Consider the following 14,361-nt stretch of genomic DNA (forward strand, 5'->3'; position numbering starts at 1 on the left):
CTGCCTAGAATGATATTTAAGGCAGCCTGAAACCATTATCCTTTATGAAAAACACTAAATTCTTAACCAAAATATTCGCTTGGTTTGAAAGCCGAGTGGAACCTTATCCCGAAGCAACGCCCATTACACCTTCCAAAGGTTTGTTCCGCTTTATTTGGAGCAATTTGGAAGGGGTGCGCGTGTGGATATTTGTGCTGGCGGTTTTGACCGCAGGCATCGGCATTATGGAAGCGCTGCTGTTTCAATTCATGGGCAAACTTGTGGACTGGCTTGGAAAATTCACACCAGAAACATTGTTCGCTGAAAAAGGCTGGGCGCTGTTCGGCATGGTTGCAATGATGGTATTTGCCGTGTTGTGGCATTTTGTTGCGTCTAATGTGCGCTTGCAAACCTTGCAAGGCGTGTTCCCGATGCGCTTGCGTTGGAATTTTCACCGCTTGATGCTGAACCAATCGCTCGGGTTTTATCAGGATGAATTTGCGGGGCGCGTATCCGCCAAAGTGATGCAAACCGCGCTTGCCGTGCGCGATGTGGTGATGACCATCGCCGATATGGTGATTTACATTTTTGTGTATTTTTTGACTTCCGGGCTGATTTTGGCGGCAATGGATGGTTGGTTGCTTGTGCCGTTTGCCTTGTGGATAGTGTCGTTCGCGCTGATGATGAAGCTGTTGATGCCGAAGCTTGGCAAAACGGCGCAGGCACAAGCGGATGCGCGCAGCCTGATGACGGGGCGCATTACCGATGCCTATTCCAATATTGCTACCGTGAAACTCTTTTCGCACGGCGCACGCGAAGCCCGTTACGCCAAGCAGTCTATGGACGAATTTATGGTAACTGTGTACGCCCAAATGCGGCTTGCCACGCTGTTGCACACTTGGAGTTTCATTATTAACTCATCGCTCACGTTATCCACCGCCGCGCTGGGTGTGTGGCTGTGGCATGGCGGACACGTTGGCGCAGGGGCGGTTGCTACCGCCACCGCCATGGCATTGCGGCTCAATGGCTTGTCGCAATTTATCATGTGGGAGTCGGCACGGCTGTTTGAAAATGTCGGCACAGTGTCGGACGGCATGACGACCTTGTCTAAACCGCAAACTATTTTGGATAAACCTGCCGCATTGCCGTTAAAAGTGGAACAGGGCAATATCAGTTTCAGCCATGTTGATTTTTCTTACGAAGCGGGCAAACCATTGCTAAAGGGCTTCAATCTGAACATCAAGGCAGGCGAAAAAGTCGGCTTAATCGGACGCAGCGGTGCAGGCAAATCCACCATTGTGAACCTGCTGTTGCGCTTTTATGAGCCGCAAAGTGGCACAATTGAAATTGACGGGCAAAACATCAACGACATCACACAAGAAAGCCTGCGCGCCCAAATCGGCTTGGTAACACAAGATACCAGCCTGCTGCATCGCTCCGTGCGCGACAATATTGTGTACGGCAGACCCGAAGCCACCGACGAAGAAATGTTTCAGGCTGCCGAACGCGCCGAAGCCGCTGACTTTATTCCCAGCCTATCGGATGCAAAAGGCAGAACGGGCTACGATGCCCATGTTGGCGAGCGTGGCGTGAAATTATCGGGCGGACAACGCCAACGCATCGCCATCGCCCGTGTGATGCTTAAAGATGCACCGATTTTGCTATTGGACGAAGCGACCAGTGCGTTGGATAGCGAAGTGGAAGCGGCAATCCAAGAAAGCTTGGATAAAATGATGGAAGGCAAAACCGTAATCGCAATTGCCCACAGGTTATCCACAATCGCCGCCATGGACAGATTAATTGTGCTAGATAAAGGGCGAATCGTGGAAGAAGGTACGCACGCAGAACTGTTGGCAAACAACGGGTTGTATGCCAAATTATGGGCGCATCAGAGCGGCGGATTTTTGCCCGAACAAGTGGAACACTAAGCACAAAAAAGTAGGCAGCCTGAAAACTTATCCACAGTTTCAGGCTGCTTTTTTATAGTTTTAAAAGGCATCCAAATCATTAAAAAAAATTTGTGTGGCGATAAGATTTAAAACAAACAATTGAAGTAAATAAAAATAAAGAAAAGTTAATAGTGCAAAGTTTTCTAAAAATGAGGGATTGGCGGCTGTTTCAGGCAGCCTGAAAAGCGTAATTTTGGTATGATGTTGCTTTAAGTTATCCACATTAGGCAGCCTGAAAACATGATGAAATTTAAATGGTTGGTATGCCTTGCAGCAGCAAGTTTCATCCACAGCGTCCATGCTGAAACCGTAAACACGAGCGCAGAAGCGGCATCTGAACCCGCTTCTGCTTCTATGGTTGCGCCTATTCCTGCCAGCGTGCCACAAGCGATTGATGATGAGATTAGCCGTGTGTGGAAAGATTCCAGCCAGCTGTTTAACGATACGGTTTTGCTGCCGCCTGTTTCTGATATGGCTGCGGATAACAAGGTACAAGCCAATTTACGTAACCAAGTGGCGGCACTTCACACTAATACGCGCATTCCCAGCCAGCTTGCCAAAGTTGTATCGCTGTCTGAACCGAAAAAATTAACGCAGCGCGAAGTGTTGCAACAGGAAATCAGCCGCGAAAAAAATGCGCTTTTAGCCGCGCAAAATAATTTGGTTAAAGCAGGCAAAGCGAAAAATGATGCGGCAATTAAACGCTTTGGTATGCAAGTGGCTGACCGTATTAGAAATATGCAGGCGTTGCAAGAAGAATTGCGCCGTTATTAGGGACTGTTGATAATCAACATTTTGGCGGATTTTTCGCCCTAAAACGGCATCTGCCGCGTTAAAAATACTCGCCAATGGATGGCATTGGCTCGCATTTTTGCCTTGCATCTGCCATTTTATGACGCAAAATTCACTTCAAAAGTTGAATATCAGCAGCCCCTAGGCAGCCTGAAAACAGGAATAGCTAAACAAATCAATCAGATTATTGTTATAATAGCAGCCATTATCATTGTGTATTTGTTTAGTTGAAAGGACGAAAAATGAATTCATCAGAAGGTCAAGAAGCGTTGGAATCTATGGTTGGGCAAATGCTGGTTGCCAAATTGAAAAAATTGGGCGCGCAAGAGCATAAAGTTGACCAAATTGTGGCTTCGCTTTCGTTTGAGGATATCCGCAAATGCTTGCCGCTTACCGATGATGATTTGAAAAAAGCGTTTGCCAAATTATTTGCCTAAATTGATTTTCAGGCTGCCTAGAATGGTTTTAGGCAGCTTTTTTATTGATGTTGAATATTAAAATGACCACAAAAACCTTACTCTTGGTGGACGGCTCGTCCTATCTTTATCGCGCGTTTTACGCCATGACTCATCTTTCTGCGCCTGATGGCACGCCAACCAACGCGGTTTACGGCGTATTGAATATGCTGCGCCGCTTGCGCTCGGAAACACCGCATGATTATTGCGCTTGCGTGTTTGATGCCAAAGGCAAAAATTTTCGCCACACGCTGTCTCCTGACTACAAAGCCACGCGCCCACCTATGCCTGATGATTTGCGCCCGCAAGCCGATATGCTGCCTGATTTGGTGGAATTGATGGGTTGGAAAGTATTAAAAATCAATAATGTAGAGGCGGATGATGTGATTGGCACGCTGGCAAAGCAGGCTGAAAATGCGGATATGAAGGTGATTATATCCACAGGCGATAAAGATATGGCGCAGCTTGTGAGTGAACGCATCACGCTGGTCAATACCATGAAAAACGAAACGCTGGATGAAACGGGCGTGTTCAATAAATTTGGCGTGCATCCCAACCAAATCCGTGATTTTCTTGCGTTGATGGGCGATAAGGTGGATAACGTGCCGGGGGTGGAAAAATGCGGCGAAAAAACAGCGGCAAAATGGCTGGCAGAGTTTGGTTCGCTGGACAATATCATGCAGCGAGCCAATGAATTTAAAGGAAAAATTGGCGAAAACTTGCGCGCCGCTTTGCCGCAGCTGCCGCTGTCGTATGAATTGGTAACGATTAAAACCGATGTGGATTTATCTAGCGAGCTGCCGAATGGTATGGATGATTTGCGGCGCAGCGCGCCAAAGTGGGCGCAATTGGCGGTGCATTTTCGTGAACTGGGTTTTAAAACATGGTTAAAAGAAGCGGAAAATCAATTATCTAGCCAAGCAAGCGATGATTTGTTTGCCGCGGATGATATAGGCACGCAAGCCGCGTTTAAAGCGCAGAGGCAGCCTGAAATTACCCTCGCGCCTAAACCTGAAAAACTGAATTATCAAGCCATCACTACCCAAACGCAGTTGGATGAATTGCTAAAAAAATTAGCCGCGGCACAGCAAATCGGCTTGGATACAGAAACCACGTCGCTAGACCCCATGCGTGCACAGTTAGTGGGCATCAGCATGGCTTTTACGGCGGGCGATGCGGTGTATATTCCCATTAACCATACCTTTGCCGAGCAGCAATTAAGCTGGGAAACGCTTTCAGTCAGCCTGAAACCGTATTTGGAAAGCAAAACGCTGCGCAAAATTGGGCAAAATTTGAAATACGACCAACACGTTTTTGCCAATCATAGCATTCAGTTGCAAGGCATTGCGGGCGATGCGATGCTGGCGTCGTATGTGCTGGAAAGCCACTTGGGGCATGGTTTGGATGAATTGGCGCAGCGTTGGTTGGGCTTGGAAACGATTACTTATGAAAGCCTGTGCGGCAAAGGCGCGAAGCAAATTTCGTTTGCCGATGTTGCCGTGGAACAAGCCACGGAATACGCTTGCCAAGATGCGGATTTTGCCTTGCGCATTGAAGCGCATTTAAAAGCGCAGATGAGCGGTGAGCAGCGCAAAATGTATGAAGAGATGGAATTGCCTGTGGCGCAGGTATTGTTTCACATGGAACGCAATGGGGTATTGATTGACCGCGCAGAGTTGGCGCAGCAAAGCGCGGAATTGGGCGCAGAATTGTTGAAATTGGAACAGCAAGCCTATGATTTAGCAGGGCAGCCGTTTAATTTGAACTCGCCCAAGCAGTTGCAAGAAATCTTGTTTACCAAATTAGGCATTCCCACCAAAGGGCTGAAAAAAACCAGCACGGGCGGCATATCCACCAACGAAGCGGTGTTGGAACAGCTGGCGATGGATTATCCTTTGCCAAAAATCATCTTACAAAACCGCAGTTTAGCGAAACTCAAATCCACCTACACCGATAAGCTGCCAGAAATGATTAACCCCACCACCCAGCGCGTTCACACCAATTACGCACAAGCGGTGGCGATTACGGGGCGGCTGGCAAGCAATAATCCTAATCTGCAAAATATTCCCATCCGCACCAGCGAGGGGCGACGCGTGCGCCGAGCGTTTATTGCGCCCGAGAATAGCGTGATTGTGTCTGCCGACTATTCACAAATTGAGTTGCGCATCATGGCGCATTTAAGCGGCGATACCACGTTGATTGAAGCGTTTAAAAATGGAGAAGATGTACACCGCCGCACCGCCGCCGAAGTGTTTGGGATGCAGCCTGAAAACATTACGCCCGAGCAACGGCGTTATGCCAAAACGATTAACTTTGGCTTGATCTACGGCATGAGCAGCTATGGTTTGGCGAAATCGTTGGGAATTGATAATGCCTCTGCCGATATGTTTATTAAACGCTATTTTGCGCGTTATACGGGCGTGGCGGATTATATGCAGCGCACCAAAGATCAAGCAGCGGATTTGGGCTATGTGGAAACGCTGTTTGGGCGGCGGTTGTATCTGCCTGATATTCATGCCAAAAATGCGCAGGCACGCGCAGGTGCAGAACGCGCCGCCATCAATGCGCCAATGCAAGGCACGGCTTCCGATTTAATCAAACGCGCCATGATTGCGGTGGATAATTTCTTGCGTTTAGGCAGCCTGAAAACGCGTTTGACCATGCAAGTGCACGATGAATTGGTGTTGGAAGTGCCCAAAAGCGAACAAGAACGGATTGTGCAAAATATCCCTGCGCTGATGGCAAGCGTGGGCAAAGGTGTGCTGGATGTGCCGCTGGTTGCCGAAGTGGGCATCGGCAAAAATTGGGACGACGCGCATTAAACGGCATGCCGATACGCCCTAGCCGCGCAGCAAAAAAGGTATCCCAAACGGATACCTTTTTGTTTTCAGGCTGCCTCAAATCATTTGAGCACCACGCGCGTCCATTGCGCCACCCAATCTTTTTGTTTGCTGTTTACTTGCGCCGCGGGCAGCAACTTGGCATCTTTGGGCGTAGAAGCGTGGGTTGCAATCGGATGCGCTTTCGTTCCTTTTACCGCAGGATAAACCCACATGGAAGTCATCAGCGAATCTTGCACCGCAGGGCTTTGCAAATATTGCACCAGCTTCGCCGCCATTTCAGGCTGCTTGGCTTGGTTTAACACTGCCGCGCCTTCAACCTGCAAATAGCTGCCGCCGTGCAAGAACAAGTTGCCCATATTGGGCGATTTGAGCTTGCCTTCGCTGTAAAACACTTCTGCCGCAGGGCTGGTGGCATAGCCCACGATAATCGGGCGTGAACCGCCGTTGAGTGTGAATTCGGTGTAATACGCTTGCGACCAGCCTTTGGTGATTTTCACGCCATTTTGCCGCATTTGTCCCCACCATTTAAACGCATTTTTTTCGCCTAAACCGCTGATATTGGCTAACAAAAATGCCAAACCTGGGGTGGATGTGGCCGGGTTGGGAACGGCAACCAAGTCTTTGTATTTGGGCTGTGCCAAATCATCCAGTGTTTTAGGCAAAGGCAGGTTGTTTTTGGCAAACCACTGTTTGTCATAGTTTAACGTTACAAAACTAAAATCCACCGCTAATGCGTGTGATAAAGAAACCGATGTTGCTTTGCTTTGCGGTTGTTTCGCTGTCAAAATGCCTGCCGCGTGCGCTTTGGCGGACGAATTGTTATCCAGCCCGAATACCGCATCGGCTAACGGTGATTTTTTACTTAAAATCAATCGGTTCAGCATTTCATTGCCACTGCCCAGTTTCACAATGGAAACTTTGGCATCGTTTTGCTGCTCAAATTGTGCAATCACGGGTTTGGGCAAATCAAATGAATCGCTCACGGCCAACCGTACTTCTGTTTGCGCCCAAGCGGCGTGGCTTAAAGCGAGCGACAAAGTAAGCACGCTAAAATGAACAAATTTCATGAGTATTCTCCTGTTAAAAATAAAAAACGCCATTTGCACAACACGGCAAATGGCGGCGGGTTTCATAAATCAACATAAACAGTTGTTTTGATTAGTTTCCTACGCCAGTATTACCTGTGTCAGGTTCACGGGTGTTTTCTCAGCCGCTTGCGCAGCACCCCGACTAATTGTGTTTAGGCTGTGAGGCAGCCTGAAAATCATTGTTCAGCGCGTTTTTGATTAAGCGAGAACAACGGGCACATTCTAGCATAATCTTTCTATCCAGTTAAGAATTGTTAAGCAGACAGCATGGCGAAGCCAGATTTGCTGTTTCAGGCTGCCTTCAAATACGAAAACCGATTTCAACAACCATGCTGAAATCGGTCTGATTGACTATTCAAATATCGGATTATTTTGCCATGCAGTTGGTGTTCACAACGCTGCCGTCCGAGCCGCTAAATTCAAAATAGGCTTCGCGTCCTGCTTTTTCGTGCCACTCGGCAGGGTTGCCATAGAACGCGCTGTTAGACGCATAGCGCACGCCTGATGCCGACATCGCTTGGTTCAACACAGCCGATTTGCCCATGGTGTCCACGGCAAGATTGATTGCGCCGCTGCCGTATTTCACGGTGGCGGTTATGCCGTTGTCGCATTCAAAGCGTTTGGTGCCACCTACTTGGGGCTTCATCGCTTGCTGTTGTTGCATAGACATATTGCCCATTGCGCTATCGCGTGGGTCGTTGTTTGCCGAAGGGTTTTCGCTGCCCGCGCAAGCTGCCAAAGCCAGTGCAGAAACCGCAATCAAGGAAACGTGTTTGATATTCATGGTAAATCTCCATTGGTTGAATATTGCCAAATGGCAACGGCGCGCATCTTACCTGCAAATGCAGCGTTTGGTAATGAGCATTAACCCGCGTTTACACAGCAGCGAAACGCCGCCCGCGCCACCGCATTGCTTTTCACAAAGGATAAAGGCTTGTAGAATGGCTGTTTTTCCCTACCCAAGCCGATTTCAGGCAGCCTGAAAACCCCTTTTCCTCTTTCTTTATTTTTACGATTACAGAGCCCACACCATGACCGATTACTCCAAAACCGTTAATCTTTACGAATCTCCGTTTCCCATGCGCGGCAACCTTGCCAAACGCGAACCTGCTTGGGTAAAACAATGGCAAGACGAAAAGCGCTATCAAAAACTGCGCCAAATTGCCAAAGGCCGCCCCAAATTCATTCTGCACGACGGCCCGCCTTATGCCAATGGTGACATCCACATCGGACATGCGGTCAATAAAATTTTAAAAGACATCATCATCCGCAGCAAAACGCTGGCGGGCTTTGACGCGCCTTATGTGCCCGGTTGGGATTGCCACGGGCTGCCGATTGAAGTGATGGTGGAAAAACTGCACGGCAAAGACATGCCCGCCAGCCGTTTCCGCGAGCTGTGCCGCGAATATGCTTCCGAGCAAATCGCCCGCCAGAAAAAAGACTTTATCCGTTTGGGCGTGCTGGGCGATTGGGAAAACCCCTATCGCACGATGGACTACAAAACTGAAGCCGACACCGTGCGCATGATTGGCGAGATTTATTCCGCCGGCTATTTGTTCCGCGGCGAAAAACCCGTGCAGTTCTGCTTGGATTGCGGCTCGTCGCTTGCTGAAGCCGAAGTGGAATACAAAGACAAAGTCTCGCCCGCTATTGACGTGGTATATCCCTTTCAAGACACCGCCGCGCTTGCCCAAGCGTTTGGGCAGCCTGAAATCGCAGGCGAAGCCTTTGCCGTGATTTGGACGACTACGCCGTGGACACTGCCCGCCAGCCAAGCCATTTCCGCAGGCGCAGACATCGTTTATCAGCTGATTGACACGCCCAAAGGCAAATTGGTGCTGGCAAAAGATTTGGCGGAAGACGCATTGGCGCGCTACGGTTTTTCAGGCTGCCCCGTGCTGGCGGAAACCACAGGCGCAGCTTTGGAAAACCTGCTTTGCCGCCACCCGTTTTTGGAGCGCGACATCCCCATTTTAAACGGCAGTCACGTTACCACCGATGCGGGTACCGGCTTGGTGCACACCGCGCCCGCGCATGGTATGGAAGACTATTTTGTCTGCAAGCAATACGACATCCAGCTCATCAACCCTATTGACGGCTCGGGGCGGTTTGTTAACAGCGTGCCGCGCGTGGCAGGCAAAACTGTTTGGGAAGCCAATCCGCTGATTTTGGAATGGCTGGAAGAAAAAGGACGCTTGCTCGCCAGCAGCAAAATTGAACACAGCTACGCCCATTGTTGGCGGCACAAAACCCCGCTGATTTACCGCGCCACGCCGCAATGGTTTATCGGCATGGATAAAGCAGGCACCGAAGGCAACACCCTGCGCAACGCCGCGCTCAAAGCGGTGGACAATACCGAATTTTTCCCCGCATGGGGACGCGCCCGCCTGCAAGCGATGATTGAACAACGCCCCGATTGGGTGGTGTCGCGCCAACGCTTCTGGGGCACGCCGATGGCGTTTTTTGCCCACAAAGAAACAGGGCAACTGCACCCCGATTCTGCCGAATTGTTGGAAAAAGTCGCCCAAAAAATTGAAGAAAAAGGCATCAACGCATGGTTTGAATTGGACAAAGCCGACATTCTGCCGCCCGAAGACTGCGCGCAATACGACAAACTGCCCGACACCATGGACGTTTGGTTTGATTCGGGCAGCACGCATTATTCCGTGTTGAAACAGCGCGAAGAATTGGCTTGGCCTGCCGATTTGTATTTGGAAGGCAGCGACCAACATCGCGGCTGGTTCCAATCGTCCATGCTCACAGGCTGCGCCGCGTTCGGGCGCGCGCCGTACAAACAGCTTTTGACGCATGGCTTCGTGGTGGATCAAAACGGGCGCAAGATGTCCAAATCCATCGGCAATGTGGTTGCGCCGCAAGAGGTGTACAACGAGTTCGGCGCGGATATTCTGCGCTTGTGGGCAGCGGCAACCGATTATTCGGGCGATTTGGCGATTTCCAAAGAAATCTTGAAGCGCGTTACCGAAAGCTACCGTCGCATCCGCAACACGCTGGCGTTCTTGTTTGCCAATTTGAGCGATTTCAACCCGATTGAAGACGCTGTGCCGCAAGCCGATATGGTGGAAATTGACCGCTATGCGCTGGTGCTGGCGCGGCAGTTGCAAGAGAAACTAGCGGGCGAGCATTATCCGCGCTACGCCTTCCACTTTGCCGTGCAAGAGCTGGTGCAGTTTTGCTCGGAAGACTTGGGCGCGTTCTATTTGGATATTCTGAAAGACCGCCTCTATACCACCAAAACCAACAGCCACGCCCGCCGCTCGGCGCAAACCGCGCTGTATCACATCGCGCGCAGCTTGGTGTTGCTGATGTCGCCGATTTTGTGTTTCACCGCCGAGGAGGCGTGGGACATCATCGGTGGCGGTGAGGAAGACAGCGTGCTGTATCACACTTGGCACGACTTCCCGCCGATGAACCCCGCCAGCGAAGCCGCGCTGGTGGAAAAATGGAAGCATATCCGCGAAGCCCGCGCCGTGGTGAACGCGGCGATTGAGCCTTTGCGTGCCAATAAAGCCGTCGGCTCATCGCTGCAAGCGGAAGTGGTGTTGACCGCGCCCGAGCCTGTGTTAGGCAGCCTGAAAACGCTGGGCGATGAGTTGAAATTTGCCATGCTGGTTTCCAAAATCACGCTGCAACAGGGCGATGCACTCGCCGCCCAAGTGCGCGCATCTGCCGCGCCCAAATGCGAACGCTGCTGGCATTATGTGGCAACCGTGGGCACGGTGGCTGGGCATGAAACCGTGTGCGCCCGCTGCGCGGACAATGTGGACGGCAAAGGAGAAAGCCGCGCGCACGTTTGATGCGTAGGGTTGAGGCAGCCTGAAAGTGGGTTTGGTTACGCTGAACTTTGTTTCAGGCTGCCTATTTCACAGAAGCGATAACAGATTTTTAACCGTATGATTGCATTCACATAATTGTTGAGACAACAAGCGCATTGAGGCAGCCTGAAACCGATTTTCAGGCTGCCTCAACGCATTTAAAATATAAAAAACAAATTAAACTTGCAAAAATTTATTGTTTAACGCTATTATAAACCCCGCTGGATGTCCAGCGTTCTCATTTGAAAGGAAACACCATGAGCATCAACATCGGCATGACCGAACAACAACGCCAAACCATCGCCCAAGGCTTGTCCAAAGTGCTGGCGGATACCTACACCCTTTATCTGAAAACTCACAATTACCATTGGAACGTGCGCGGCCCGATGTTCCACAGCCTGCACACCATGTTTGAACAACAGTACACCGAGCTGGCGCTGGCGGTGGACGAAGTAGCCGAGCGCATCCGCGCGCTGGGCGAGCTTGCCCCCGGTTCATACGGCGAATTTGCCAAACTCGCTTCCATCCCCGATGGCGACAGCCGCAACGACGCGCAGGCGATGATTCGCGAATTGGTGGAAGGACAGGAAGCCGTGGTGCGCACCTGCCGCGCCCTATTCCCCGCTGTGGACGAAGCCAACGACGAACCCACCGCCGACCTGCTCACCACCCGCATGCAAACCCACGAGAAAAACGCTTGGATGCTGCGCTCGCTGTTGGAAAACTGATTTTAGATAAACCATAAACCGTTTTCAGGCTGCCTCAAAGCATAGAGGCAGCCTGAAAGCCCAATTCAAGCCGTCTGCAACGCTATTCAGACGGCTTTTCCCATTTGGCTATTTTGTTTCCCTTTTCCTTGCGCTATAATTCCTTAACATTTCATAACACAAGGAGAAACCAAATGAGAACAACCAAACTTTCCGCCCTCGCATTCAGCTTGATGCTTGCCCTAACAGGCTGCGCCACGCAACACGCGCCATCTGGCGATGAGCAAGCCCAAGCCAATGCCCAGTTGCAGCAACAAGCGGTGATGGGCATTAACTGGATGCAGCAATCGGGCGAATATCAAGCCTTGGCGTATCAAGCGTTTAACACGGCAAAAGTGGCTTTTGATAACGCCAGCGCAGCCAAAGGCAAGAAAAAAGCCGTGGTGGTGGATTTAGACGAAACCATGGTGGACAACAGTGCCTACGCAGGCTGGCAAGTGCAGCACGGCAAAGCGTTTGACGGCAAAGACTGGACGCGCTGGGTGAACGCCCGCCAAACCCAAGCGGTGCCTGGTGCGGTGGAATTCAACAATTATGTAAACACGCACGGCGGCACGATGTTTTATGTGTCCAACCGCAAAGATGACGGCGAAAAAGTCGCCACTGTTGCCGATTTGAAAAAACTCGGCTTCAACGGCGTAACCGACCAAACCTTACTGTTGAAAAAAGACAAATCAAGCAAATCCATCCGCTTTGCCGAAATTGAAAAACAAGGCTACGACATCGTGCTGTATATTGGCGACAACTTGAACGATTTTGGCGATGCCACTTACCACAAACCCAACGCCGAACGCCGTCAATTCGTAAAAGAAAACAGCCAAGCGTTTGGCAAAAAATTCATCGTGTTGCCCAATCCGAACTATGGTGATTGGGAAGGCGGCTTGGCGAAAGACTACTTTAAAGGCACGCCGCAAGACCGCGTGAACATCCGCCTGAATGCGATTAAAGCGTGGGACGGCAAATAAACCGGAAGCGTTATTCAATGATAAAAAGGCAGCCTGAAAACCACCAAAACGGTTTTCAGGCTGCCTTTTTATCTCAAATCACTTTTTAGACGAGGTAAACGACAGCGTTGACACCACGCGGTGCAGCGTTGCCACTTTATCTTGCGGCATGTTGGCGGACAGCATCGCACCGACCACGTTCACACCTGCGTTGCGAACGTGCAGCGTGGCGCGTCCTTGCGCGTCGGTTTTCACGCGGTTGGGCATATCGTTCACATAATCAGCGGTAACTTCCGCATTGGCGGCGGGGCGGCCTTGGTTGTATACGGTTACGGTGAACGCTTCGCCTTGTTTGAGCTGCGAGGGGTCTTGGTCGGGGATGATTTGCACGGGCAAATCGGCAAACGGCTGCAATTTGCCCTGATAGGGTTTCAAAATGCTGATGTTGTATTTGAGCGAGCGCGAAACTTCGTCGGCGGGCGCGTTTTCGCCTGCTTTGAGCTCTTTCCATTTGCCCTCGGGCGTTTTGCGCCACAAATCGTTGTCAAACACCACGGTTACCACCGCCGCTTTTTGCGGCTCGACAAAGGTGTGCTGCATATGGCCGCGCGTTTGCACGGGCGTGGGTTTCAGGTTTTCGTCCAAACCGTTTACCGCGCGCACTTTCTTGCCGGCATACGCATCGTCATACGCGCCCATGCCGTACACGATGCCGTATTCGCCATAATGCTGCGCCACCCAAACGCCGTGTGCGCCTGCCGCGCCGGATAACGCCAACGCCAGTGTTAAAACCAGTTTTTTCATATTGTTCCTTTGCAGGTTGTTGAGGGGAAGGGTTTAATTGTTTATTCGGTTTGCGGATTATAGCAAGAAACGGATTTCAGGCTGCCTCAAACGTTGTTTCGGCAAAAAGGCAGCCTGAAAACCGTGATGGGATTTTCAGGCTGCCTTTTGGGTGTGCTATGCCTTGCGCCGTTGTTTCGCCAGCAGGCGCGCCGCGCTGTCCAGCAGCCAGCCGATGATGCCGATGAGCACAATCGCCGCCATCAGATCCGAATACGCCAACCTGTTGCGCGTGTCCAAAATAAAATAGCCCAAGCCTTCGTTTACGCCGAGCATTTCGCAGGGCACCAGCACCACCCACGAAATGCCAATCGCCAGCCGCAAGCCGTTGAGAATGTCGCCCAGCACGGCGGGCAGCATGATTTTGAACAGCATCTCCGCGCGTGTTGCCGAGAGCGAGCGCCCGAGTTCCAGCCATTGCGGGTTGATGTTGCGCACGCCCGAGGCGGTGTTCAGGATAATCGGCCACACGGCGGCAAACGCCAGCAAAAAATAAATCGGCGCGTTGCCGATGCCAAACAGCATCACCGCCACGGGCATCCACGACAGCGGCGACACCATGCGCGAAAACTGAAACGCGGGGCCGGCGGCCTCTTCGACGCGGCGCGACAAGCCGAGCGCAAAGCCGATGGGAATGCCCGCCGCCAACGCGCCCATCAAGCCCACCGCCACGCGCTGCAAACTTGCGCCGATGTGCGCCCACAGCGCGGCTTCGGGCAACAGATGCGCCAAGCTGCCCAATGCGGCGGCGGGCGTGAGCATGTTGGCCAGCGGCATCGATTGCGCCAAAATCAGGCTGCCGATTTGCCAAAACGCCAGCAGCGCGAGCAAGCCCGTTAATCCCAAAATTGGTGTGCGGTATTTCATG

The 14,361-nt window shown here is 51.2% G+C and carries 11 protein-coding genes and 1 riboswitch; of the genes, 7 read left to right on the forward strand and 4 right to left on the reverse strand.

The features are described from left to right. The first annotated feature begins 44 nt into the window (after positions 1 to 44). From JDW22_RS07315 to polA, 4 genes are all read left to right on the forward strand, one after another. A complete protein-coding gene (locus JDW22_RS07315; protein WP_200522482.1) occupies positions 45 to 1,907 on the forward strand; it encodes an ABC transporter ATP-binding protein in 1,863 nt (620 codons plus the stop codon). Positions 1,908 to 2,168: 261 nt separating this feature from the next. After that, the gene (locus tag JDW22_RS07320; protein WP_003798295.1) at positions 2,169 to 2,702 is read left to right on the forward strand and encodes a hypothetical protein; all 534 of its coding nucleotides are present in this window, start codon (positions 2,169 to 2,171) and stop codon (positions 2,700 to 2,702) included. Between the two features lie 260 nt (positions 2,703 to 2,962). Further along, positions 2,963 to 3,157, forward strand: a complete 195-nt coding sequence (locus JDW22_RS07325; RefSeq protein ID WP_003798300.1) for a hypothetical protein — start codon at positions 2,963 to 2,965, stop codon at positions 3,155 to 3,157. A 62-nt stretch (positions 3,158 to 3,219) separates the two neighbouring features. Then, positions 3,220 to 5,997 (forward strand): DNA polymerase I, encoded by a 2,778-nt coding sequence (gene polA, locus JDW22_RS07330; RefSeq protein WP_200522483.1) that lies wholly within the window; start codon positions 3,220 to 3,222, stop codon positions 5,995 to 5,997. An 80-nt stretch (positions 5,998 to 6,077) separates the two neighbouring features. On the opposite strand, the gene JDW22_RS07335 is transcribed toward polA, so the two are convergent. Both JDW22_RS07335 and JDW22_RS07340 read right to left on the reverse strand, forming a co-directional pair. After that, the gene (locus JDW22_RS07335) at positions 6,078 to 7,085 is read right to left on the reverse strand and encodes a thiamine ABC transporter substrate-binding protein (RefSeq protein WP_040559141.1); all 1,008 of its coding nucleotides are present in this window, start codon (positions 7,083 to 7,085) and stop codon (positions 6,078 to 6,080) included. A 79-nt stretch (positions 7,086 to 7,164) separates the two neighbouring features. Beyond that, positions 7,165 to 7,257: riboswitch (TPP riboswitch) on the reverse strand. A 216-nt stretch (positions 7,258 to 7,473) separates the two neighbouring features. Next, positions 7,474 to 7,890 (reverse strand): MliC family protein, encoded by a 417-nt coding sequence (locus JDW22_RS07340; RefSeq protein WP_200522484.1) that lies wholly within the window; start codon positions 7,888 to 7,890, stop codon positions 7,474 to 7,476. Between the two features lie 247 nt (positions 7,891 to 8,137). Here JDW22_RS07340 and ileS point away from each other — a divergent pair, with 247 nt between their 5' ends. The 3 genes from ileS (at position 8,138) to JDW22_RS07355 (ending at position 12,671) form a co-directional block, all read left to right on the forward strand. Continuing rightward, positions 8,138 to 10,921 (forward strand): isoleucine--tRNA ligase, encoded by a 2,784-nt coding sequence (gene ileS / locus JDW22_RS07345; RefSeq protein ID WP_200522485.1) that lies wholly within the window; start codon positions 8,138 to 8,140, stop codon positions 10,919 to 10,921. 275 nt (positions 10,922 to 11,196) lie between these two features. Next, the gene (locus JDW22_RS07350; protein ID WP_200522486.1) at positions 11,197 to 11,667 is read left to right on the forward strand and encodes a Dps family protein; all 471 of its coding nucleotides are present in this window, start codon (positions 11,197 to 11,199) and stop codon (positions 11,665 to 11,667) included. Between the two features lie 173 nt (positions 11,668 to 11,840). Further along, the gene (locus tag JDW22_RS07355) at positions 11,841 to 12,671 is read left to right on the forward strand and encodes a 5'-nucleotidase, lipoprotein e(P4) family (protein WP_200522487.1); all 831 of its coding nucleotides are present in this window, start codon (positions 11,841 to 11,843) and stop codon (positions 12,669 to 12,671) included. A gap of 78 nt (positions 12,672 to 12,749) precedes the next feature. Here JDW22_RS07355 and JDW22_RS07360 read toward each other — a convergent pair whose 3' ends face one another. Together JDW22_RS07360 and JDW22_RS07365 are read right to left on the reverse strand one after the other, a co-directional pair. Beyond that, positions 12,750 to 13,454 (reverse strand): DUF4198 domain-containing protein, encoded by a 705-nt coding sequence (locus tag JDW22_RS07360; protein WP_003798314.1) that lies wholly within the window; start codon positions 13,452 to 13,454, stop codon positions 12,750 to 12,752. 156 nt (positions 13,455 to 13,610) lie between these two features. Further along, a complete protein-coding gene (locus tag JDW22_RS07365; protein WP_200522488.1) occupies positions 13,611 to 14,360 on the reverse strand; it encodes an ABC transporter permease in 750 nt (249 codons plus the stop codon). Position 14,361: the final 1 nt, after the last annotated feature.

Source organism: Kingella bonacorsii (assembly GCF_016623605.1).
GTDB lineage: Bacteria > Pseudomonadota > Gammaproteobacteria > Burkholderiales > Neisseriaceae > Kingella_B > Kingella_B oralis.

Bases quoted from the DNA above. Each gene is read 5' to 3' on its own strand.
- JDW22_RS07360 (WP_003798314.1), bottom strand. From the start codon at position 13,454: ATGAAAAAACTGGTTTTAACACTGGCGTTGGCGTTATCCGGCGCGGCA.
- JDW22_RS07350 (WP_200522486.1), top strand. From the start codon at position 11,197: ATGAGCATCAACATCGGCATGACCGAACAACAACGCCAAACCATCGCC.
- ileS (WP_200522485.1), top strand. From the start codon at position 8,138: ATGACCGATTACTCCAAAACCGTTAATCTTTACGAATCTCCGTTTCCC.
- JDW22_RS07335 (WP_040559141.1), bottom strand. From the start codon at position 7,085: ATGAAATTTGTTCATTTTAGCGTGCTTACTTTGTCGCTCGCTTTAAGC.
- JDW22_RS07355 (WP_200522487.1), top strand. From the start codon at position 11,841: ATGAGAACAACCAAACTTTCCGCCCTCGCATTCAGCTTGATGCTTGCC.
- JDW22_RS07340 (WP_200522484.1), bottom strand. From the start codon at position 7,890: ATGAATATCAAACACGTTTCCTTGATTGCGGTTTCTGCACTGGCTTTG.
- JDW22_RS07365 (WP_200522488.1), bottom strand. From the start codon at position 14,360: ATGAAATACCGCACACCAATTTTGGGATTAACGGGCTTGCTCGCGCTG.
- JDW22_RS07320 (WP_003798295.1), top strand. From the start codon at position 2,169: ATGATGAAATTTAAATGGTTGGTATGCCTTGCAGCAGCAAGTTTCATC.
- polA (WP_200522483.1), top strand. From the start codon at position 3,220: ATGACCACAAAAACCTTACTCTTGGTGGACGGCTCGTCCTATCTTTAT.
- JDW22_RS07325 (WP_003798300.1), top strand. From the start codon at position 2,963: ATGAATTCATCAGAAGGTCAAGAAGCGTTGGAATCTATGGTTGGGCAA.
- JDW22_RS07315 (WP_200522482.1), top strand. From the start codon at position 45: ATGAAAAACACTAAATTCTTAACCAAAATATTCGCTTGGTTTGAAAGC.